The following is a 20862-nucleotide window of genomic DNA, read 5'->3' as shown; positions in this document are numbered from 1 at the left end:
CCCGCCCCGCCATCATTGCCCCGGCGCCGCCCATGCGGCGGCATTTGCGCCACGTTCTGTCTGCAAAACGGTCATGGATGCTCAAATATTGGGCAGTCGCGGCCGTTTGGCGGTAGAATCCTGCCCTCGCACATGCCCCGATCCACCGCCGGCCGCAGTTTCGGCAGGGGCATGTTTTACCGTTTCGTCTTCCGTTTCAAAGCAGGCTGTCCGGTTCCCTCATGGCGCAAAACGCGCGGCAAGGACGGCATGGCCCGCAGGATCGCCACACCACCACCGCCCAATCGTGCAGATCGGACCGCATCAACTCCGCAATAACCTGTTCGTCGCCCCGATGGCGGGCGTGACGGACCGGCCGTTCCGCCAGCTGTGCAAGCAGCTCGGTGCGGGCTATGCGGTCTCGGAGATGGTGGCGTCCAACGCACAGTTGTGGAAGAGCGAGAAGACCATGCGCCGCGCCAACCATGCCGGCGAGGTCGAGCCCATCGCCGTGCAGATCGCCGGCGCCGAACCGTCGATGATGGCCGAGGCCGCACGCTACAACGTGGACCGCGGCGCGCAGATCATCGACATCAACATGGGCTGCCCGGCCAAGAAGGTGTGCAACGTCGCCGCCGGCTCGGCGCTGCTGCAGAACGAGCCGCTGGTGGTGCGCATCGTCGAGGCGGTGGTCGCCGCCGTCGGCGAGCGCGTGCCGGTCACGCTGAAGATCCGCACCGGCTGGAACCGCGAGAACCGCAACGCGCTGCGCATCGCGCGCATGGTGCAGGACGCGGGCATCAGCATGCTCACCATCCACGGGCGCACCCGCGCCGACCTGTACCACGGCGACGCCGAGTACGAGACCATTGCCGCGGTCAAGGCAGCGCTCTCGATCCCGGTGGTCGCCAACGGCGACATCACCACGCCGCACAAGGCCAAAGAGGTGCTGGCACTGACCGGCGCGGACGCGATCATGATCGGCCGCGCGGCGCAGGGCCGGCCGTGGCTGTTCCGTGAGATCGAACACTTCCTGAAGACCGGTGAGTTGCTGCCGTCGCCGGAAGTGGCCGAGATCCGCGCGATCATGAACGCGCACCTGGAGGACCACTACGCCTTCTACGGCGAGTTCACCGGCGTGCGCACCGCGCGCAAGCATATTGCCTGGTACACGCGCGGGCTGCGCGGCGCGAACCTGTTCCGCCATCGCATGAACACGCTGGAATCCACCACCGAGCAACTGGCAGCGGTCAACGCGTTCTTCGACGAGCAGGCGCAGTTCTCGGACCGGCTGGTGTACGTGGACGACGCCGCACCGCAGGCAAACGAAAAAGACGAAGCGAACAACAACAAAAACGGGGAGTTGCTTGCCGCATGAGCCGCAACGCTATCGACCAGTGCATCCGGGAAAGCCTGGACACGTACTTTCGCGACCTGGACGGCGAAGAGCCGTCCAATATGTACAACATGGTGCTCGAGGCGGTGGAAAGGCCACTGCTCGAGGCCGTGATGCTGCGCGCCGAGCGCAACCAGTCGCTGGCTGCCGCCTACCTCGGCATCAATCGCAATACGCTGCGCAAGAAGCTGCAGCAGCACGGTTTACTTTGAATTTGAAGCATCTCCCACAGCCATGATCAAGCAAGCCCTACTCTCTGTTTCCGACAAGACCGGTATCGTCGACTTCGCGCGCGAACTGAATGCGCTCGGCGTCACGCTGCTTTCCACCGGCGGCACCGCCAAGCTGCTGGCCGACAGCGGCCTGCCCGTGACGGAGGTGGCCGACTACACCGGCTTCCCGGAAATGCTCGACGGCCGCGTGAAGACGCTGCACCCCAAGGTCCACGGCGGCATCCTGGCGCGCCGCGACCTGCCCGAGCACATGGCTGCGCTGGCCGAGCACAACATCCCGACGATCGACCTGCTGGTGGTGAACCTGTACCCGTTCCAGCAGACCGTGGCCAAGGATGACTGCACGCTGCCCGACGCGATCGAGAACATCGACATCGGCGGCCCGACCATGCTGCGCTCGGCGGCCAAGAACCACCGCGACGTGACCGTGATCGTCGACCCGGCCGACTACGCGGTGGTGCTGGACGAAATGCGCGCCAGCGGCAACAGCGTCGGCTATGACACCAACTTCCGCCTGGCCACCAAGGTGTTCGCGCACACCGCGCAGTACGACGGCGCCATCACCAACTACCTGACCAGCCTGGGTGCCGACAAGTCGCACCAGGGCCGCAGCGCCTACCCGCAGACGCTGAACCTGGCCTTCGACAAGGTGCAGGAAATGCGCTACGGCGAGAACCCGCACCAGTCGGCCGCCTTCTACCGCGACCTGAAGGCCGTGGACGGCGCACTGGCCAACTACGTGCAGCTGCAGGGCAAGGAGCTGTCGTACAACAACATCGCCGACGCCGACGCCGCCTGGGAATGCGTCAAGTCGTTCGATGCCGCCACGGCCGCCGCCTGCGTCATCATCAAGCACGCCAACCCGTGCGGCGTGGCGCTGGGCGCGAACGCGCTCGAAGCGTATGACAAGGCCTTCAAGACCGATTCGACCTCGGCCTTCGGCGGCATCATCGCCTTCAACGTCGAACTGGACGAAACCGCCGCGCAAGCCGTGGCCAAGCAGTTCGTCGAAGTGCTGATCGCCCCGTCGTTCAGCGCCGGCGCGCGTGCCGTGTTCGCGGCCAAGCAGAACGTACGCCTGCTCGAGATCCCGCTGGGCAAGGGCATCAACCAGTTTGACTTCAAACGTGTCGGCGGCGGCCTGCTGGTGCAGAGCCCGGACGCCAAGAACGTGCAGCCGTCCGAGCTGCGCGTGGTGACGCGCCGTCACCCGACCCCGAAGGAAATGGACGACCTGATGTTCGCCTGGCGCGTGGCCAAGTTCGTCAAGTCCAACGCCATCGTGTTCTGCGGCGGCGGCATGACGCTGGGCGTCGGCGCGGGCCAGATGAGCCGCGTGGATTCGGCCCGCATCGCCAGCATCAAGGCACAGAACGCCGGCCTGACGCTGGCCGGCTCGGCGGTGGCCTCGGACGCGTTCTTCCCGTTCCGTGACGGCCTGGACGTGGTGGTCGACGCGGGCGCGACCTGCGTGATCCAGCCGGGCGGCTCGGTGCGCGACGACGAAGTGATCGCCGCCGCCGACGAGCGTGGCATCGCCATGGTGGTGACCGGCACGCGCCACTTCCGCCACTGAGCACTGGCCAGCTCGCTGGTCTTGCAGCGCAAGACCGCCGGCTCCCGAAGCGGTTTCGTTCTCCTGCAAGGGAAAGCGAAACCGCTTTTTGCATTAGGTGCCGGCGCAAAAAGCAATACACTAGCGACGGCATCCACCCTACCCAGCCCATGCGAATCCTAGGCATCGACCCCGGCCTGCGCACCACCGGCTTCGGCGTGATCGAGAAGCACGGCAACAAGCTTGCCTACGTGGCCTCGGGCACGATCAGGAGCGACGGCAACTCGCCGCTGCCGGAACGACTGAAGACGCTGTACGACGGCATCAGCGAAGTGTCCCGTACCTACGCGCCCGACTGCGCGGCGATCGAGAAGGTGTTCGTCAACGTCAACCCGCAATCGACGCTGCTGCTCGGCCAGGCCCGCGGCGCGGCGATCTGCGGGCTGGTCAGTTACGGGTTGCCGGTGTTCGAGTACACCGCGCTGCAGCTCAAGGTGGCGGTGGTCGGCTATGGCCGCGCCAACAAGGCGCAGGTTCAGGAGATGGTGACACGGTTGCTGATGCTGCCCGGCCAGCCCGGCAGCGATGCGGCCGATGCGCTCGGCGTGGCGATCTGCCATGCCAATGGCGGCGATACCCTGGGCACGCTGGCGGGCCTGGCGCCCGACCTGGCGCGCAAGGGCATGCGTGTGCGCCGAGGCCGGCTGATCGGCTGATTGGCCGATTACGGGGTCGCCCGGCCCGCGTCTTTTACAATCGGGCATTCGTCTTTCCACAGGAACGCTGCATGCCAAGCCAGTCCCGACTGAGCGCGCCGCGCTCGCGCGCCGCCGGCCTCATCTTCCCTGCTTCCCGACGATGGCTGTTCCCGGCCGCGGCCGCCGCGGCCTGCGCCGTGCTGCTCGCCGGCTGCGCCACCGCGCCGCGCCACAAGCCCGCGCCGCCGGCACCGGCTCCGGCACCCACCCCGAGCGCACCGCCGCCCGCTGCGGAAAAGCCCAAGGCGCTGGTGATCGCGCACCGCGGCGCCAGCGCGCTGCGCCCCGAACACACGCTCGCCGCCTACACCAAGGCGATCGAGGACGGCGCCGACGTGATCGAGCCCGACCTGGTGATGACCCGCGACGGCGTGCTGGTGGCGCGCCACGAGAATGACATCACCGGTACCACCAACGTCGCCGAGCTGGCGCAGTTTGCCGAGCGCAAGCGCACCAAGGTCATCGACGGCGAGCGCCTGACCGGCTGGTTCACCGAAGACTTCACGCTGGCCGAGCTCAAGACATTGCGCGCACGCGAGCGCATCCCGCGCGTGCGGCCGGCCAATGCGCGGCTGAACGACCAGTTCGAAGTGCCGACCTTCGACGAGATCGTGCGCCTGGCCGAGCAGGCCTCGCTGCGCACCGGCAAACCCATCGGCATCTATGCCGAGCTGAAGCATCCGAGCTATTTCCGCGGCATCGGCCTGCCGCTCGAAGACAAGCTGGCGGCTGCCGTACGCGCGCAGCCCTACCTGCGTCAGGCACCGGTCTTTATCCAGTGCTTCGAGAGCGGCAGCCTGCGCGCGATGCGGCGCACGCTGGGCCGCGGGCTGCCCAACGTTAAGCTGGTCCAACTGGTCGGCAACCCGCGCAAGGGCCCCGCCGACTGGAAGCTGGCCGGCGACCCGCGCACCTTCGACGACATGCTGAGCACGACCGGCCTGCGCGAAGTGGCGGCCTACGCCGACGGCATTGGCCCGGAGAAGAGCAGCGTGGTACCGCGCGATGCGCAAGGCGCGCTGGCTGCGCCAACGGCGGTAGTCCGCAATGCGCATGCGGCGGGCCTCTTCGTCCACCCCTACACTTTCCGCCCGGAAAACAGCTTCCTGCCCAAGGCGCTGCAGACCGGCGGGGACGACGCCACGCGCAGCCCCGCCGGCATGGTGCGCGAGGTGCAGGCCTTCATCGCCGCCGGCGTGGACGGCTTCTTCACCGACGACCCGGCGCTGGGCCGGCGCGCGGTCGATACGCCGGCGCGCTGAGGCCGGCAGGCGGCCGCGGGGTACACTTGCGGCCGCCCCATCCCCTACCTGACACACCACACCGCACCATGATCGGACGCATCGCCGGCACCCTAATCGAGAAGAATCCCCCGCACCTGCTGGTCGACTGCCACGGCGTCGGCTACGAGGTCGACGTGCCGATGAGCACCTTCTACAACCTGCCCGCGGTGGGCCAGCCGGTGACGCTGCTGACGCAGCTGATCGTGCGCGAGGACGCGCACCTGCTGTACGGCTTCGGCACCGCCTCGGAACGCAACACCTTCCGCGAGCTGATCAAGATCACCGGCATCGGCGCACGCATGGCGCTGGCGGTGCTGTCGGGCATGTCGGTATCGGAGTTGGCGCAGGCAATCACGCTGCAGGAGGCAGGCCGGCTCACGCGCGTGCCCGGCATCGGCAAGAAGACCGCCGAGCGGCTGATGCTGGAACTCAAGGGCAAGCTGGGCGCTGAGCTGGGCCACGCGCCGGGGGCACAGGTCGTGCCCGACAGCGCCATCGACGTGCTCAATGCGCTGCTGGCGCTGGGCTATTCGGAGAAGGAAGCGGCCCTGGCGATCAAGCAAGTGCCGGCCGGAACCGGCGTGTCCGAGGGCATCAAGCTGGCGCTCAAGTCGCTGTCCAAGGGCTGAGGCGTAGAATGACGGGGTTATTGCCGCTGTTTGGTCCCTGACCGCCATGATCGAAACCGACAAGCTTTCCGCCCCCGCCCGCGTGATCTCCGCCACCCCCGCCTCGTCGCAGGAGGAGGCGTACGAGCGCGCGCTGCGGCCCAAGCTGCTGGACGAATATGTCGGCCAGGAAAAGGTGCGCGGGCAGCTCGATATCTTCATGCACGCGGCGCGCAACCGGCGCGAGGCGCTGGATCATGTGCTGCTGTTCGGCCCGCCCGGGCTGGGCAAGACCACGCTGGCCCACATCATCGCGCGCGAAATGGGCGTGAGCCTGCGCCAGACCTCAGGCCCGGTGCTGGAGCGCCCGGGCGACCTGGCCGCGCTGCTGACCAACCTGGAAGCCAACGACGTGCTGTTCATCGACGAGATCCACCGGCTCTCGCCGGTCGTCGAGGAAATCCTGTACCCGGCGCTGGAGGACTACCAGATCGACATCATGATCGGCGAAGGCCCGGCGGCCCGCTCGGTCAAGCTGGACCTGCAGCCGTTCACGCTGGTGGGCGCGACCACCCGCGCCGGCATGCTGACCAATCCGCTGCGCGACCGCTTCGGCATCGTGGCGCGGCTGGAGTTCTATACCGCCGAGGAGCTGGCGCGCATCGTCACGCGCTCGGCGCAACTGCTGCACGCCCGCATCGACCCGCACGGCGCGCTGGAAATCGCCCGCCGCGCGCGCGGCACGCCCCGTATCGCCAACCGGCTGCTGCGCCGCGTGCGCGACTACGCCGAGGTCAAGGGCGACGGCACCATCACGCGCGAGATGGCCGACGCCGCACTGGCAATGCTGGACGTGGACCGCGTGGGTTTCGACCTGATGGACCGCAAGCTGCTGGAGGCCGTGCTGCACAAGTTCGGCGGCGGCCCGGTGGGGGTGGACAACCTGGCCGCGGCCATCGGCGAGGAGCGCGACACCATCGAGGACGTGCTCGAGCCTTACCTGATCCAGCAGGGCTACCTGCAGCGCACGCCGCGCGGGCGCGTAGCCACCGCCGCGGCCTACCGGCATTTCGGGCTGGCCTCCCCCCAGGCCGGCGGCGCCGGCGAGCTGTTCGACGGCCAGTAAGCCAGCCGCGGCGGTAGCGGCGGTAGCGGCGGCGCGGCGGCGACTGCTCTCCCCCGCCCCTTCCAGAGGCCATGCGGGCGCCAATTAAACGTTTTAATTTCGCCCCCCAAATTTTTTCGAAGTGGATTGCTGGGCCGTGGTCGATTGTCCACAATGGCTTCATCAGCACCTGACAGGTGCCTCCGATGACCGCGCCGGCTGGTAAGCGGTGCCGTTATGACCTGATTCCCACCCTGAGGAAAGTCATGAGCCGCAGCATCCGCCGTCATTCCACCCTCCTTGCCACCGCCATCGCGGGCGCCGTCCTGACCATGGGCAGCGCCTATGCCCAGCGCACGCCCGCCCCCGTCATGGTGGGGGAAGAGGCCGTGATCAGCGGCAAGATCATCGATATCGACCCCGACTCCAAGGCCGTGCTGGTGCAGGGCCCGCGTGGCAACGTGGTGGAACTGATCGCCGGCGACGAAGCCCGCAACTTCGGCCAGGTGCGCAAGGGCGACATCGTCACCGTGGCTCGGGGCGCCGCCGTGGTGGCATCGCTGGAGCCGATCGACAGCAAGGCCACGGCGCTGGCCGAGCAGGTCGAACGCACCTCGCGCGCGGCCGAAGGCGGCAAGCCCGGCATCATGCGCGAGGTCACCACCACCGTGACCGCGGAAATCACCAAGATCGATCCGGCCAAGAAGCTCATCACCTTCCGCGGCCCGCGCGAGACCCTGCGCACCGTCAAGATCGAGGACCCGGCGATCGACCTCAACAAGATCAAGCGCGGCCAGATGGCCAAGGTCGTCTACCGCGAAGTCGTGGCCATTACGGTCAAGGCGCCGGCGTCGGCCACAGCCAACTGAGCCGCCGCGCCGGGCGCGGTACTTTTCTACCAGGAGGTTACCTATGAATCGTCGCCATTTTGTTACCCGGGTTGCCGGCTCGGGCCTGCTTGTCGCCACCGTGATGGCCGCGGGCTGCAGCACCACCGGCACCAGCGCCTCGAGCGACCCGGCCGCCAAGAAGAAAGAGATCGATGCGGGCGTCGATGGCGCGCTGAACCGGCTCTATTCCTCGGCCAACGGCTCGCGCGAGCTGGCTCAGCGCGCGCAGGGCGTCCTGGTGTTCCCGCGCGTGATCTCGGCCGGCCTCGTGGTCGGCGGCGAGTATGGCGAGGGCGCGCTGCGCTCCCAAGGCTCGACGGTGGGCTACTACAGCACCGCCCAGGCTTCGGTAGGCCTGACCGCCGGCGGCCAGTCCAAGTCCGTCGTCATCATGTTCATGACGCCGGAGGCGTACAACAAATTCCTCAACAGCAAAGGCTGGACCGCTGGCGCCGATGCCAACGTGGCGCTGGCCAAGATTGGCGCAAACGGCCAGCTCGACACGCTGACCACGCAGCAGCCGGTGGTCGGCTTCGTGCAGACCAACGCGGGGCTGATGTTCGATGTGTCGCTGAACGGTTCCAAGATCTCCAAGCTGAATATCTGATACGGGCAGCGGGCGCCCGCGGGGCTGCCCGGCCTGACCTGATTTCTCCAAGGACGAGTTTCCCGGCTGCGGCCGGGATTTTTTTGTCCTGCGCCCTCCCGCCGACAGTAACGGACCCTCGCTGGCATAATCGCGCCCAAAACACCGTGCGCGCCAGCGCACTTGACCGGGAGCCCCCATGTCCGCCATACCCGCCAGCACGGCCCAGGCCGGGCGCGTCTACCGCTACTACGACCTTGTCATGGTGGCGTTCGTCACCGTGCTGCTGTGCTCCAACCTGATCGGCGCGGCCAAGGCGGCGCAGGTGACGCTGCCGCTGATCGGGACGGTGACCTTCGGCGCCGGGGTGCTGTTCTTCCCGATCTCATACATCTTTGGTGACGTGCTGACCGAGGTCTACGGCTATGGACGCGACCGGCGCGTGGTCTGGGCCGGCTTTGCCGCGCTGGCCTTCGCCACCTTCATGAGCCTGGTGGTGCTGAACATGCCGGTGGCGCCATTCATGGCGGACTACCAGAAGAGCCTGCAGGACGTGTTCGGCAACACCTGGCGCATCGCGCTGGGCTCGCTGATCGCGTTCTGCTGCGGCAGCTTTACCAACAGCTACGTGCTGGCGAAGATGAAGCTGTGGACCGGCGGGCGCTGGCTGTGGACGCGCACGATCGGCTCCACGCTGGCCGGGGAGCTGGTAGATTCGTCGCTGTTCTATGTGATCGCCTTCTATGGGATCTGGCCTCTGGAGAAGGTGATCCAGGTGGCGGTGGCGCAGTATGTGCTGAAGACCGGCTGGGAGGTGGTGATGACGCCGGTGACGTACAAGGTGGTGGGGTTTCTGAAGCGGGCGGAGAACGAGGACTGGTTTGACCGGAATACGAACTTCACGCCGTTCAGGGTGAGGGTTTGAGGCGCCAGCGCCGAAAAGGACAGCGGTTTTGGGTGCGCCAAAGCCCCCCGAACTAGCCTGAGCAAGGTGTTCTCCCTCTCCCGCAAGCGGGAGAGGGAGCAAACCCGCGGTGCATGAGACACCGCCGCCTACGGCACCCGCCGATCCACCTCATCCAGCGCCAGATTCTCCAGATGGCTGACATCCCCCCACTGCGCCAGCGTCAGATGCGAACTGTCGCTGCGCAGCCGGTTGACACTGGCGTTAAGCAGCTCATGCTGACGCGGCGCCTCCAGCGTCATGCCCGTGGCCTCGCGGTACAGGCAATCCAGCACCCCGCCATGCGCCACCAGCGCGATGCGCTCGCCCGGATGCCGGCGCGACAGCGCCAGCGCGGCTTCGACGGCGCGCTCGTGGAAACCCAATAGCGACTCGCCTTGAGGCGGCGCGTAGTCCGGCACGCGCGCCTGCCAGCGGGCGAAATCCTCGGGCAGGTGCTCGGCCACTTCGGCGTAAGTCTTGCCCTGCAGCGTGCCATAGCTGCGCTCGCGCAGGCGCGGATCGGGCCGCACCTGCAAGCCGAGCGCCTCGGCCAGCGGCGTGGCAGTCTCCATCGCGCGCGACAGGTCGCTCGAATACACCGCATCGATCGGCTCGCCCGCCAGCGCGGCGGCCAGCGCGCGCGCCTGGGCGCGGCCGGTGTCGTTCAGCGGAATGTCGAGCTGGCCCTGCAGCCGGCGCTCCCGGTTCCAGGCCGTCTCGCCATGGCGGATCACGATCAGGTGGGTATAGGCCAGTGAATGCAGCCCGGGGCTTTGCGACATGCCGTTTCCTTCGGTTTCCTTGAGGCCTGTGCCGCGCGGCTCGCGCCGGCGGCGGCCCGGCGTTATTTCGCCAGCTTCGGGTTCAGCGTATAGGTGCCGGTCAGGCTGGCCTGCGCCAGCACGTGGCCCTGGATCGCCTCGCGCACCTGCGCACCGGTGAAGGTGCCGTCCAGCGGCAGGCGGTCGATGTCCAGCGCGTACAGCGTGAACACGTAGTGGTGCAGCAGCGTGTCGTTCCACGGGGGGCACGGGCCGTCATAGCCGTAGTAGTCGCCCTTCATGTCGGCGTCGCTGGCGAACCAGCCGGTGTAGTCGTTGATGCCATGGCGCAGGCCGCCCGCGGTGGCGGTGCCGCCGGTGGCCTCGGGGCCGGGCTTGCCGCGCGCGATCACGCCATCGCTGTGCGAACCGGCCGCGATCGAGGTCAGGCCGGGCGGGATATCGACCAGCACCCAGTGGAAGAAGTCCACGCGCGGCAACGAGGCCGGCACTTCGCGGCCTTCCTGGTTGACGTCGTCGCCCTTGCTGGGCACGTCGCGGTCGTGGCAGATCAGCACGAACGAGCGCGTCTCAACCGGCGCATCTTCCCAATGCAGGTCGGGGTTGCGGTTGGTCGACAGGGCCACGTGGGCAGCAGCGTCGGGCACGCAGAAGGCGAACTCGCCGGGAATCGGCGCGTTGTCGTTGAAGGACTTGCTCCAGAGTTTCATTTGTCTCTCCTGTCTTGGTGCCGCGCCAGGGCGCGGCAACTTGGAATCCGTGCGGCGCGCGCGCCGCTACGCCTGGCCAGCCCCGGCCGGCGCTACGCGCAGCCAGAACGTGACCGGGCCGTCGTTGACCAGGCTGACCTGCATCATCGCGCCGAACTCGCCAGTCTGCACGTGCGGGTGCGCAGCGCGCGCCTGCGCCACGAAATGCTCGTACAGGCGCTTGCCGTCTTCTGGCGACGCCGCCGGCGTGAAGCTCGGGCGCGTGCCGCTGTTGGTATCGGCCGCCAGCGTGAACTGCGACACCACCAGCAACCCGCCCGGGTTGCCGTTGCCGTCCATGTTCTGCACCGGCAGGTTCATCTTGCCGGCCGCGTCCGAAAACACCCGGTACGACAGCATCTTGGCCAGCAGCCGCTCGGCCTGCGCCTCGGTGTCGCCGCGCTCGGCGCAGACCAGCGCCAGCAGGCCGGCGCCGATCTCGCCGGTGGTGCGCCCCTCGACCGTCACGCGAGCCTGTGCCACCCGCTGGATCAGTGCGATCATCCCGACCGCCTCAGGCCAGCGTGACGCGCGCGAAGCGGCGCTTGCCGACCTGCACGACGTAGGTGCCGGCGGCAACCTTGGTGGCCTTGTCGCTGACCGTGGCGCCGTCGATCTTGACGCCGCCCTGGTCGATATTACGGTTGGCTTCCGAGGTTGACGGCACCAGATTGGCCTGCTTGAGCAACTGGGCGATGCCCAGCGGCGCGCCCGTCAGGCTGACCGCCGGGATATCGTCCGGCACGCCGCCGCGCGCGCGGTGGTTGAAGTCTTCCAGCGCCTTTTCGGCATCGGCCTGGCTGTGAAAGCGCGCCACGATCTCCTGCGCCAGCATCACCTTGCAGTCGCGCGGGTTGCGGCCCTGCGCGATTTCCTGCTTCATCAGCTCGATCTCGTTCATCGGCCGGAACGACAGCAGCGTGAAGTACTGCCACATCAGGTCGTCCGAGATGCTCATCAGCTTGCCGAACATCTCGTTGGGCGCCTCGGTCACGCCGACATAGTTGCCCTTGGACTTGGACATCTTCTCGACGCCGTCCAGGCCCACCAGCAGCGGCATGGTCAGGATGCACTGCGGCTCCTGGCCGTATTCCTTCTGCAGCTCGCGCCCGACCAGCAGGTTGAACTTCTGGTCGGTACCGCCCAGCTCCAGGTCCGACTTCAGCGCGACCGAGTCGTAGCCCTGCATCAGCGGGTAGAGGAACTCGTGGACGGAAATCGGGATCCCGGAGCGGAAGCGCTTGGTGAAGTCGTCGCGCTCCATCATCCGCGCCACGGTGTACTTGGCGGCCAGCTGGATCATGCCGCGCGCGCCCAGCGGATCGCACCATTCGCTGTTGTAGCGGATCTCGGTCCTGGCGGGGTCAAGCACCAGGCTGGCCTGGCGGTAGTAGGTCTGCGCGTTGGCCTCGATCTGCTCGCGCGTGAGCGGCGGTCGCGTGCTGTTGCGGCCCGACGGGTCGCCGATGGTCGAGGTGAAATCGCCGATCAGGAAGATGACCTGGTGGCCGAGGTCCTGCAGCTGGCGCAGCTTGTTCAGCACCACGGTATGGCCAATGTGGATGTCCGGCGCGGTCGGGTCCAGCCCCAGCTTGATGCGCAGCGGCACGCCGGTGGCTTCGCTGCGCGCCAGCTTCTGCGCCCATTCGGATTCGATCAGCAGTTCGTCGCAGCCACGCCTGGAGACTTCCAGGGCTTGCATCACCGACGGCGTCAGGGGGTATTTGGCCTCGGGGCCCTGGGAAACTTCAGTCATGACGTAAGTCTTTGAAAAACATGAAATTTTAGGAAAGATTCCGACAGCCGCCAAGACAGGATTTTGGTATAATCCGCGTTCCCGGGCGCCAGCGGAAGGCTTTCCAGTGCGCCACCCGCCACTTCTTGTTGCTGCGAAATCATTGCAGTAATGCCGGTGGCCAATAAGTGAACAGCACGCGCCGCACCTCGGGGGAGGAAGGTAGACGAGACACATCGTTCCGGCAGCGGTGCTCAGACCAAGGTTGAATTTTACGTGATGTGGTCCAGACTCCGCGAAGTTTTCGCGCGCGAGTTGGTGGTTCTCGTTGACCCGACCAACCCCCAGCATGCGCGCCGGCGCAAGCAACTGACGGCCTCGGTGGGCGCGATCTTCACGCTCGGCATGGCCGCGGCGATGGGCGTTGCACCACGCAGCGCCTTTGACGATCCGCTCGCCCCGCGCACGCAGCAGACGCTGCGCATGCCCGACGTGCGCGAGCAACTCGAACAGCTTACCGATTCCGAGGCCGTCTACGTGCGCGAAGAGCGCATGCAGCGCGGCGACACCATTGGCAGCCTGCTGCGCCGTCTCGGCGTGGACGATCCCGATGCGCAGGCCTTTATCGTCAAGAACCCCACCGCGCGCGGCCTGTTCAACCTGAACCCGGGCCAGGCGGTGCAGGCTGAGATCGACGAAAGCAATATGCTGGTGTCGCTGCAGGCCAACCTCGGCGGCGACGCCGCGGCTTCGCGCGAGCTGGTGATCGAACGCGTGCGCCCGGCCGTCGACAACACCAACGCCACCTACAAGGCCAAGGTCCTGCGCGTGGACAACGACGTGCAATACGAGATGGCCTCCGGCGCGATTTCCGGCGGCGGTTTCTTCAAGGCCATGGACGCGGCCAACGTGCCCGACGAGGTCGTGCAGCAAATGCTGTCGATCTTCTCCGGCGTGATCGACTTCCACCACGATATCGCCAGCGGCGACCGCTTCCGCATCATCTACGAAGCGGGCTTTCGCGACGGCACCTTCGTGCGCAACGGCCGCGTGATCGCAGTCGAGCTGATCAACCGCAACCAGCTGCACCAGGCGCTGTGGTTCTCGCCCGAGGACAGCAAGGACGGCACTGGCGCCTATTACACCTTCGACGGACGCAGCATGAAGCGGCCGTTCCTGCGTTCGCCGGTGGAGTTCTCGCGGGTGTCGTCGGGCTTCGGCGGCCGCGAGCATCCGCTGCATCACGACTGGGCCCAGCACAAGGGCGTGGACTTTGCGGCCCCGACCGGCACCAAGGTGCTCGCCACCGGCGACGGCGTGGTCGAGTTCGTCGGCCAGCAGAACGGCTACGGCAATATCGTCATCCTGAACCACGCCAACGGCTACTCGACCTACTACGCGCATTTGTCCGGCTTTGCCGGCATGCGCCAGGGCCAGCCGGTGCGGCAGGGGCAGCTGATCGGCTATGTCGGCTCGACCGGCTGGGCCACCGGCCCGCACCTGCACTATGAGTTCCGCTTCAACGACGTGCCGCAGAACCCGCTGACCATCACGCTGATGGAATCGCCGGCGTTGAGCGGCAAGTCGCGCCAGGAGTTCCAGACCTACACCAGCGGGCTGCTCAGCCGCATCAATGCGCTGCGCACCTACAACGTGCTGACCGCCTCCAACTGACCGTGACCCTGGCCGCGACTGGCAGCGAACGTTACATCGGCATCATGTCCGGCACCAGCATGGACGGTGCCGATGCCGTGCTGGTGGATTTCAGCGGCGCACGGCCTGCGGTACTGGCGGCTGCCAGCCAGCCGTTTCCAGAAACCCTGCGCGCGGCGTTCTCCGCCCTGCAGCAGCCGGGCGAGGACGAGATCCATCGCGAGGCGCTGGCCGCCAATGCGCTGGCAAAGGTCTATGCAGACTGCGTGGCCATGCTGCTGCGCGAGGCGCGGGTCGGGGCCGATACGGTCGTCGCCCTCGGCGCGCACGGGCAGACCATCCGCCACCGGCCGGGCCTGTACGACGGCATCGGCTACACGCGCCAGAGCCAGCATCCGGCACGACTCGCCGAGCTGACGGGCATCGACGTGGTCGCGGACTTCCGCAGCCGCGACGTGGCTGCCGGCGGCCAGGGCGCACCGCTGGTGCCGGCGCTGCACCACGCATTGTTCGGCAGCGATGCCGAGACCCGCGTCGCGTGCAATATCGGCGGCATTTCCAACATCAGCATCCTGCCCGCTGCGGGCGGCGCCGTCAGCGGCTTCGACTGCGGCCCGGGCAACGCGCTGCTCGACTACTGGATCGGACGCCACCAGGGGCTGCCGTTCGACAGCAACGGCGACTGGGCAGCCAGCGGCCGCGTCGACGCGGCGCTGCTGGCACAGTGCCTGGCGGAGCCTTATTTCAGCGCGCCGCCGCCCAAGAGCACGGGGCGTGACCTGTTCCATCCGGGCTGGCTCGAAGCCCGTCTCGCATCGTTCCAACATCTCCCACCCGCCGACGTGCAGGCCACGCTGGCGGCACTGACCGCCGAGGCCATCGCGCGCGATGTGCGCACGCATGCGCCCGAGGCGCGCCGCCTGATCGTCTGCGGCGGCGGGGCCCGCAACGCCTACGTGATGGTGCGGCTGGCGCAGGCGCTGCCGGGCGTAGCCATCGAAACTTCCGAAGACTACGGCGTGCCCGTCTCGCAGGTCGAGGCCATCGCCTTTGCCTGGCTGGCGCGCCAGTGCGTGCTGCGCCTGCCGGGCAACGTGCCCACCGTGACCGGCGCCGCCGGGCCGCGCGTGCTGGGCGCGATCTATCCGCGCTGAGCGCTACGCCTGCGGCGCTGCGCCGCCCACCTCCACCCAGTCCATGAACGCCTGCGCCAGCGGCGAGGCCCGCATCGCCGGCGAGCGCGCCAGCACCACGCGTTGCGGCGTCACCGGCTCGCGCAGCGGCAGGCAGGCGATCGGCATGCCGTCGTAGCTGTGGTCGCCGGCGGGGCGCGTGCACGACAGCGCCACGCCATAGCCGTGCGCCACCAGCCCGCGCTGCATCTCGAAGGTCTGCGTGTACTGGTGCAGGGTCGGATGCAGGTCGTGCGCCCAGAACAGCGACAGGAAGTACTCGCGCGTCTGGGGGATGTCCTCAAGGATCAGCTGCTCGCCGGCGAGGTCGGCCAGACTCACGTCCGCGCCATGCGCCAGCCGATGGCTGGCGGGCAGCAGCGCATAGGGCGGCAACTGCGCCAGCGTGCGGCGCTCGGTGCGCGCGTCGAGGCCGAGGTCATAGGTCAGCGCCAGCTCGGCCTTGCCGGCGTGCAGCGAGCGGTGCACGGTGGCGAGGTCGGCTTCGAACAGCGTGACCGATACGCCTGGATGGCGCTGCCGGAATCCCGCCAGCAGGCGCGGCACGAAATACGGCCCCAGGTCCTGGAAGCAGGTGAGCGACAACTGGCCGCTGAGGCCCGCGCCGGCATCGTCGGCGGTGAGGCCTGCCGCCAGCGCCAGGATGTCGCGCGCACGGCCCAGCAGGCGCTGGCCGGCCGGCGTCAGGACCAGCCCGCGGCTGACCTGGCGCTTGAACAGCGGCTCGCCCAGCGTGTCTTCGAGCTGTGCGATCGCGGTGGACACGGACGGCTGCGACACATGGCGCGCGCGGGCCGCGGCGCTGATGCTGCCGTGCTCGGCGGCGGCGACGAAGTATTCCAGCTGGCGGAAAGAGAAAGCAATCATGATTTCCTATATCGCAACATAGGAAATATATGCTTTTCCTATCCTTGCCGGGTGTCGATACTGACCAGAATCCCCACACGGAGCCCCCGGCATGGACATCACAAAAGAACAGATCGATACCTACCAGCGCGACGGCGTACTGGTGCTGCGCGGCGTGTTCGCGGAGTGGGTCGAGCGCCTGCGCGATGGCTTTGCACAGAACCTGGCCGAGCCCGGTCCCTTTGCCATCGAGAACGTGCGGCCCGGCGAGAGCGGCCGCTTCTTCGAGGACTACTGCAACTGGCAGCGCATCGCGCCGTTCGATGCCTTTATCCGCCAGTCAGCGGCGGCGGAGATCGCCGGCCGCATCATGCAGTCACAGGCGGTGCAGGTGTTCCATGAACACATCCTGGTCAAAGAGCCCGGCACGGCCAAGCCCACGCCTTGGCACCAGGACCTGCCCTATTACTGCGTTGATGGCACCCAGACCGCGAGCTACTGGATCCCGCTGGACCCGGTAACGCAGGCCAATACGCTGCGCGTGGTGGCCGGCTCGCACCGCTGGCCGCGGCTGGTGCGGCCCAAGCGCTGGGCCAGCAATGAGAACTTCTACGGTGGCGACGATACCTTTATGGAAATGCCCGACGTGGAGGACGGCAGCCATACGCTGCACGCGCCCGAACTGGAGCCAGGCGATGCGGTGGTGTTCGACTTCCGCACCGTGCACGGCGCCGCGGGCAACACCGGCACCGGCAGGCGGCGCGCGTTCTCGGCACGCTTCCTCGGCGACGACGTGCGTTTCATGCAGCGGCCCGGCCGCACCTCACCGCCTTTCCCCGGCATCGGCCAGCAGACCGGCGAACGCATGCGCGAGGACTGGTTCCCGGTGGTCTGGCGCGCCGCGCGGTAATCCGCCGCCGCAAAAGAAAAACGCAGCCGAAGCTGCGTTTTTCCTGGGGACCAGGCAGGTCAGACCGAGAACGACGAGCCGCAACCGCAGGTGGTCGAGGCATTCGGGTTCTTGATCACGAACTGGGCGCCGTTGATGTCTTCCTTGTAGTCGATCTCGGCGCCAACCAGGTATTGGTAGCTCATCGAGTCGATCAGCAGGGTGACGCCATTCTTGACCATGGTGGTGTCGTCTTCGTTGACTTCCTCGTCGAAGGTGAAGCCATACTGGAAGCCAGAGCAGCCGCCGCCCTGCACGAACACGCGCAGTTTCAGTTCGGCATTGCCCTCTTCCTCGATCAACTGCTTGACCTTGTCGGCGGCGCTGTCGGTAAAGACGAACGGTGCCGGCACGTCCTCGGTAACGGGTGCCTCTGCGACTGCGTTCATGGGGTGTTCTCCTGTTTAGATACGCCTTATTCTAAGCGCTACTGGAAGATCGTGCCGAAACCCTGTGTTTTCAAGGGATTCCCGGCGTATCGGGAGCCGCTCAGGCGACCTTTTCAGTAGGACTGGACTCGTCCGTGGGAGTTTCTTTGTCCTTGCCCACAGCGCCATCCAACGCTTCCGTCACATCGGTCACCGGTCCCGCCTCGACGAGGTTCGGCAGCACCTTGATCTCGCCTTGCGCCAGCGGCATCAGGCGGCCCTCCACCAGCGCGCCCTGGTGCATTTCCAGCGCCGCATAACGCACGTCACCCAGTACGCGGGCGTTCGGCTGCAGTTCAAGCAGGTCGGTGGCCTGCACTGGACCCTTGACGGTGCCGTTCAGCACCAGGTGTCCCACGCTGATCTGGCCTTCGACCATGCCCTTTTCGCTGACCACCAGCATGCTCGGCTTGCCGGGCGCCGCGGTGATATTGCCGCGCACGCGCCCGTCCAGGCGCAGGCCGCCGGCAAACACCAGGTCGCCGTCGATGGCGGTGTCTTCGCCGAGCAGCGTATCGATCGAAAGGCCTTTCTTTTTCGAAAACAGCATCGCTCTCACTCCTCTCTGGTTCGTACCGGGCCCTCCGGACCGGGGCGCAATCGCCAGCGGCAGACGGCTTGCCGTTGGCGACAGGGCGTGATTGTATCCGCGTGCAGCGAATACCCCACAAAAGTATGGCGGCCAATCCGCTATTTCGGCAGGCTGTTGCGTTTTCGTACCCACACGGACGAAAAAAAACCGCACGACCAGCGTGCGGTTTTTTCCGGCTTCGCAAGATCCGGCAGTACCGGATCCGCGAAAACGCATCAGCGCTTCGAGAACTGCTTGCGACGACGCGCCTTGTGCAGACCGACCTTCTTACGTTCCACTTCACGTGCATCGCGCGTGACGTAGCCAGCCTTCGACAGGGCCGACTTCAGGGTCGCATCGTAGTCGATCAGGGCACGAGTGATGCCATGGCGCACTGCGCCGGCCTGGCCGGTTTCGCCACCGCCGGTCACGTTGACCTTGATGTCGAACGTTTCGCCGTGGGCGGTCAGTTCCAGGGGTTGGCGCACGATCATCAGCGAGGTTTCGCGAGCGAAATACTCTTTGATGGGCTTGCCGTTGACGACGATGTCGCCCTTGCCCGACTTGATGAAGACACGAGCCACAGCGCTCTTGCGGCGGCCAGTACCGTAATTCCAGTTACCGATCATGGATTGGCCTCCTTAGATTTCCAGCGCCTTGGGCTGCTGCGCTTCGTGCGGATGCTCGGCTTCGGCGTAAACCTTCAGCTTCTTGATCATCGCGTAGCCCAGCGGACCCTTCGGCAGCATGCCCTTCACAGCCTTTTCCAGGGCACGGCCCGGGAAACGCTGCTGCATCTTGCCGAACGTCGTTTCGTAGATACCGCCCGGGTAACCCGAATGGCGATAGTACTTCTTGTCCGTTTCCTTGGTACCCGTGACACGCAGCTTGGCTGCATTGACGATGATGATGTAATCACCCGTGTCGACGTGCGGAGTGAATTCCGGCTTGTGCTTGCCGCGCAGACGGCGTGCCACTTCGCTGGCGACACGGCCGAGGACTTTGTCCGTCGCGTCAATCACGTACCAGTCGCGCTTTACCTCATGAGGCTTGGCGGAAAAGGTCTTCATGATTTTTCCTGACTATTGGTTCGTGCCCGTAATCCGACTCGCGAAGGCTTGTACTCGCCCCTGCAAGTCTTGTGGCCGGTCCCTGGGACTGGCCTGGTCCTGCTTTCTTCTTCCGCGGGCATGACGGAAAAGCCGTCGATTATACTGGCGCCTGCCGGAGTGGCACAAGCAAAGACTGATCTTTTCGTCAAGATCGTGGGCTTGGCGCCGCGCCTGGGCAGCCTCGAGCACTTTCCGACGGCCGTCTAGCCGGACCGTAGGGGCGAAAAAAAACCCAAGCCGTTGAGCTTGGGTTTGAATCCACCAAAGGAGGAGGGTGGAGGAGACACTTGGAGATCGACGGGAGCCTGCGGGCGGTGCGGAGGGCTTGGCCGGGAGGCTTCGCTTTCGCACTCTGGCGCGCTGTCAGCGCCGTCGTTCAATGATTGAAATTATACATGGGGTTTTCCCGGATGCAAGTGAAATTTGTACTGCGAAATGCAATTCCATATTGCGGAAAGCGGGACAATCTTTGCCAAAGACTAGAATTCCGTTTTAAATCAACAAACTAACTACATCCGTGACGGCATACCAAGCTGTCGGATTAGAGGAAACCCTCAGATTTCCTAAGGATATCGGCATCCCGGGCCCAAACTTGACGATGCCATATACTCAGAATTGCAAGATTCGAGATCACTCGCTTGTGACCGGAAACTCACAATACAAACGACAGGAACGAACAAAATGGAATGCAAAGTAACATGGATGGGCGCGGACGGCATGAGCTTCGTCGCCCAGACCGGCAGCGGCCATATCGTTGCGATGGACGGCGCGCCCGAGGGCGGCGGCCATAACCTGGCGCCGCGGCCGATGGAGATGGTGCTGCTCGGCACCGGCGGCTGCACCGCCTACGACGTGGTGCTGATCCTCAAGCGCGGCCGCCAGGACGTGACCGGCTGCAGCGTGCAGCTGCAGGCCGAGCGCGCCGGCGAGGACCCCAAGGTCTTCACCCGCATCAACTTCCATTTTGTGGTGACCGGCAAGAATCTCAACCCCGCCACGGTCGAGCGCGCGATCAAGCTGTCGCACGAGAAGTACTGCTCGGCGTCGATCATGCTGGCCAAGACGGCCGAGATCACGCACACGCTGGAAATCGTCGAAGGCTGAGGGGATGTCGCAAACCCGGTGCGCCGCGCAGGCGGCCGGGTCATGCCGAAGACAGAAGCAAAGCAGGCCGATAAGCCGGATTCTGTGCGCGCCGCCCGCCTTGCGGCTTGCGGCGCGTGACAACCATTCCTCTAGGCCGGCTGTTACCAGCCGGCTCCAGCTCCCTACCCGCAGGCTCAGCGGGCCGCTTCATCGCCTGCCTATTTGGGATTGCTCCAGGTGGAGGTTACCGCGTTTCACCCTTCCTACCGGGCGTACCCGGTGGGAAGACTCGTCTCTGTGGCCCTATTCCGCACGTTGCCGTGGATGGCTGTTAGCCAACACCCTGCCCTATGGAGTCCGGACTTTCCTCCCCCTGCACCTTGCGGTGCAGGCAGCGGTTGCCTGGCCTGCTTTGCGGC

23 protein-coding genes and 1 other RNA gene are annotated in these 20862 nt (G+C 66.3%); 14 read left to right on the top strand and 10 right to left on the bottom strand.

The features are described 5' to 3' along the window. Window positions 1-286 precede the first annotated feature (286 nt). From dusB to AC10V3_RS02365, 10 genes are all read left to right on the top strand, one after another. Entirely contained in the window at window positions 287-1357 is a 1071-nt protein-coding gene (gene dusB / locus AC10V3_RS02410) for a tRNA dihydrouridine synthase DusB (RefSeq protein WP_349605516.1), read from the top strand. Further along, the gene (locus AC10V3_RS02405) at window positions 1354-1587 is read left to right on the top strand and encodes a Fis family transcriptional regulator (protein ID WP_022533577.1); all 234 of its coding nucleotides are present in this window, start codon (window positions 1354-1356) and stop codon (window positions 1585-1587) included. The genes dusB and AC10V3_RS02405 overlap by 4 nt, the downstream gene beginning before the upstream one ends. A 22-nt stretch (window positions 1588-1609) precedes the next feature. Then, window positions 1610-3184, top strand: coding sequence for a bifunctional phosphoribosylaminoimidazolecarboxamide formyltransferase/IMP cyclohydrolase (gene purH, locus AC10V3_RS02400; RefSeq protein WP_490923053.1), 1575 nt, complete (start codon window positions 1610-1612; stop codon window positions 3182-3184). Between the two features lie 149 nt (window positions 3185-3333). Beyond that, a complete protein-coding gene (gene ruvC, locus AC10V3_RS02395; RefSeq protein ID WP_454751551.1) occupies window positions 3334-3879 on the top strand; it encodes a crossover junction endodeoxyribonuclease RuvC in 546 nt (181 codons plus the stop codon). Between the two features lie 71 nt (window positions 3880-3950). Then, the gene (locus tag AC10V3_RS02390) at window positions 3951-5183 is read left to right on the top strand and encodes a glycerophosphodiester phosphodiesterase (RefSeq protein ID WP_022533574.1); all 1233 of its coding nucleotides are present in this window, start codon (window positions 3951-3953) and stop codon (window positions 5181-5183) included. Between the two features lie 68 nt (window positions 5184-5251). Beyond that, entirely contained in the window at window positions 5252-5833 is a 582-nt protein-coding gene (ruvA, locus tag AC10V3_RS02385; RefSeq protein ID WP_454751549.1) for a Holliday junction branch migration protein RuvA, read from the top strand. 46 nt (window positions 5834-5879) lie between these two features. After that, window positions 5880-6938, top strand: a complete 1059-nt coding sequence (gene ruvB, locus AC10V3_RS02380; RefSeq protein WP_022533572.1) for a Holliday junction branch migration DNA helicase RuvB — start codon at window positions 5880-5882, stop codon at window positions 6936-6938. Between the two features lie 245 nt (window positions 6939-7183). Next, the gene (locus AC10V3_RS02375) at window positions 7184-7786 is read left to right on the top strand and encodes a hypothetical protein (RefSeq protein ID WP_490923051.1); all 603 of its coding nucleotides are present in this window, start codon (window positions 7184-7186) and stop codon (window positions 7784-7786) included. Window positions 7787-7829: 43 nt separating this feature from the next. Beyond that, window positions 7830-8414, top strand: coding sequence for a BPSL1445 family SYLF domain-containing lipoprotein (locus AC10V3_RS02370; RefSeq protein ID WP_022533570.1), 585 nt, complete (start codon window positions 7830-7832; stop codon window positions 8412-8414). A gap of 178 nt (window positions 8415-8592) precedes the next feature. Beyond that, on the top strand, window positions 8593-9318 hold the full coding sequence (locus tag AC10V3_RS02365) for a queuosine precursor transporter (protein ID WP_022533569.1): 726 nt from the start codon (window positions 8593-8595) through the stop codon (window positions 9316-9318). Window positions 9319-9446: 128 nt separating this feature from the next. On the opposite strand, the gene AC10V3_RS02360 is transcribed toward AC10V3_RS02365, so the two are convergent. From AC10V3_RS02360 to tyrS, 4 genes are all read right to left on the bottom strand, one after another. After that, complete coding sequence (locus AC10V3_RS02360) at window positions 9447-10121, bottom strand: histidine phosphatase family protein (RefSeq protein WP_022533568.1); 675 nt, start codon at window positions 10119-10121, stop codon at window positions 9447-9449. Between the two features lie 62 nt (window positions 10122-10183). Continuing rightward, window positions 10184-10831, bottom strand: coding sequence for a YbhB/YbcL family Raf kinase inhibitor-like protein (locus tag AC10V3_RS02355; RefSeq protein ID WP_022533567.1), 648 nt, complete (start codon window positions 10829-10831; stop codon window positions 10184-10186). A gap of 66 nt (window positions 10832-10897) precedes the next feature. Beyond that, window positions 10898-11374, bottom strand: coding sequence for a D-aminoacyl-tRNA deacylase (gene dtd, locus AC10V3_RS02350; protein WP_042884091.1), 477 nt, complete (start codon window positions 11372-11374; stop codon window positions 10898-10900). 10 nt (window positions 11375-11384) lie between these two features. After that, the gene (tyrS, locus tag AC10V3_RS02345) at window positions 11385-12626 is read right to left on the bottom strand and encodes a tyrosine--tRNA ligase (protein ID WP_022533565.1); all 1242 of its coding nucleotides are present in this window, start codon (window positions 12624-12626) and stop codon (window positions 11385-11387) included. A gap of 258 nt (window positions 12627-12884) precedes the next feature. On the opposite strand from tyrS, the gene AC10V3_RS02340 reads away from it, so the two are divergent. Beyond that, window positions 12885-14279: a M23 family metallopeptidase gene (locus AC10V3_RS02340; RefSeq protein WP_022533564.1), complete on the top strand. Its 1395-nt coding sequence runs from the start codon at window positions 12885-12887 to the stop codon at window positions 14277-14279. 2 nt (window positions 14280-14281) lie between these two features. Continuing rightward, entirely contained in the window at window positions 14282-15412 is a 1131-nt protein-coding gene (locus tag AC10V3_RS02335) for an anhydro-N-acetylmuramic acid kinase (protein ID WP_022533563.1), read from the top strand. A gap of 3 nt (window positions 15413-15415) precedes the next feature. Here the strand turns inward: AC10V3_RS02335 and AC10V3_RS02330 are convergent, their stop codons facing one another. Further along, window positions 15416-16318, bottom strand: a complete 903-nt coding sequence (locus AC10V3_RS02330) for a LysR family transcriptional regulator (protein WP_490923048.1) — start codon at window positions 16316-16318, stop codon at window positions 15416-15418. Between the two features lie 91 nt (window positions 16319-16409). Here AC10V3_RS02330 and AC10V3_RS02325 point away from each other — a divergent pair, with 91 nt between their 5' ends. Then, a complete protein-coding gene (locus AC10V3_RS02325) occupies window positions 16410-17207 on the top strand; it encodes a phytanoyl-CoA dioxygenase family protein (RefSeq protein WP_022533561.1) in 798 nt (265 codons plus the stop codon). A 59-nt stretch (window positions 17208-17266) separates the two neighbouring features. Here AC10V3_RS02325 and erpA read toward each other — a convergent pair whose 3' ends face one another. The 4 genes from erpA to rplM form a co-directional block, all read right to left on the bottom strand. After that, window positions 17267-17635, bottom strand: coding sequence for an iron-sulfur cluster insertion protein ErpA (gene erpA / locus AC10V3_RS02320; protein WP_010813904.1), 369 nt, complete (start codon window positions 17633-17635; stop codon window positions 17267-17269). A gap of 100 nt (window positions 17636-17735) precedes the next feature. Next, window positions 17736-18224, bottom strand: coding sequence for a bactofilin family protein (locus tag AC10V3_RS02315; RefSeq protein WP_490923047.1), 489 nt, complete (start codon window positions 18222-18224; stop codon window positions 17736-17738). Between the two features lie 257 nt (window positions 18225-18481). After that, on the bottom strand, window positions 18482-18874 hold the full coding sequence (gene rpsI, locus AC10V3_RS02310; protein ID WP_019447061.1) for a 30S ribosomal protein S9: 393 nt from the start codon (window positions 18872-18874) through the stop codon (window positions 18482-18484). 12 nt (window positions 18875-18886) lie between these two features. Next, window positions 18887-19315, bottom strand: a complete 429-nt coding sequence (rplM, locus tag AC10V3_RS02305) for a 50S ribosomal protein L13 (RefSeq protein WP_010813907.1) — start codon at window positions 19313-19315, stop codon at window positions 18887-18889. Between the two features lie 723 nt (window positions 19316-20038). On the opposite strand from rplM, the gene AC10V3_RS02300 reads away from it, so the two are divergent. Further along, entirely contained in the window at window positions 20039-20461 is a 423-nt protein-coding gene (locus AC10V3_RS02300; RefSeq protein WP_018008793.1) for an OsmC family protein, read from the top strand. Between the two features lie 55 nt (window positions 20462-20516). Here the strand turns inward: AC10V3_RS02300 and rnpB are convergent. Continuing rightward, window positions 20517-20857: RNase P RNA component class A (gene rnpB / locus AC10V3_RS02295), an RNA gene on the bottom strand. Window positions 20858-20862 lie beyond the last annotated feature (5 nt).

The sequence above is a fragment of the Cupriavidus sp. PB-02 genome (assembly GCF_058252315.1).
This window is presented reverse-complemented; position numbering and strand designations above follow the sequence as displayed.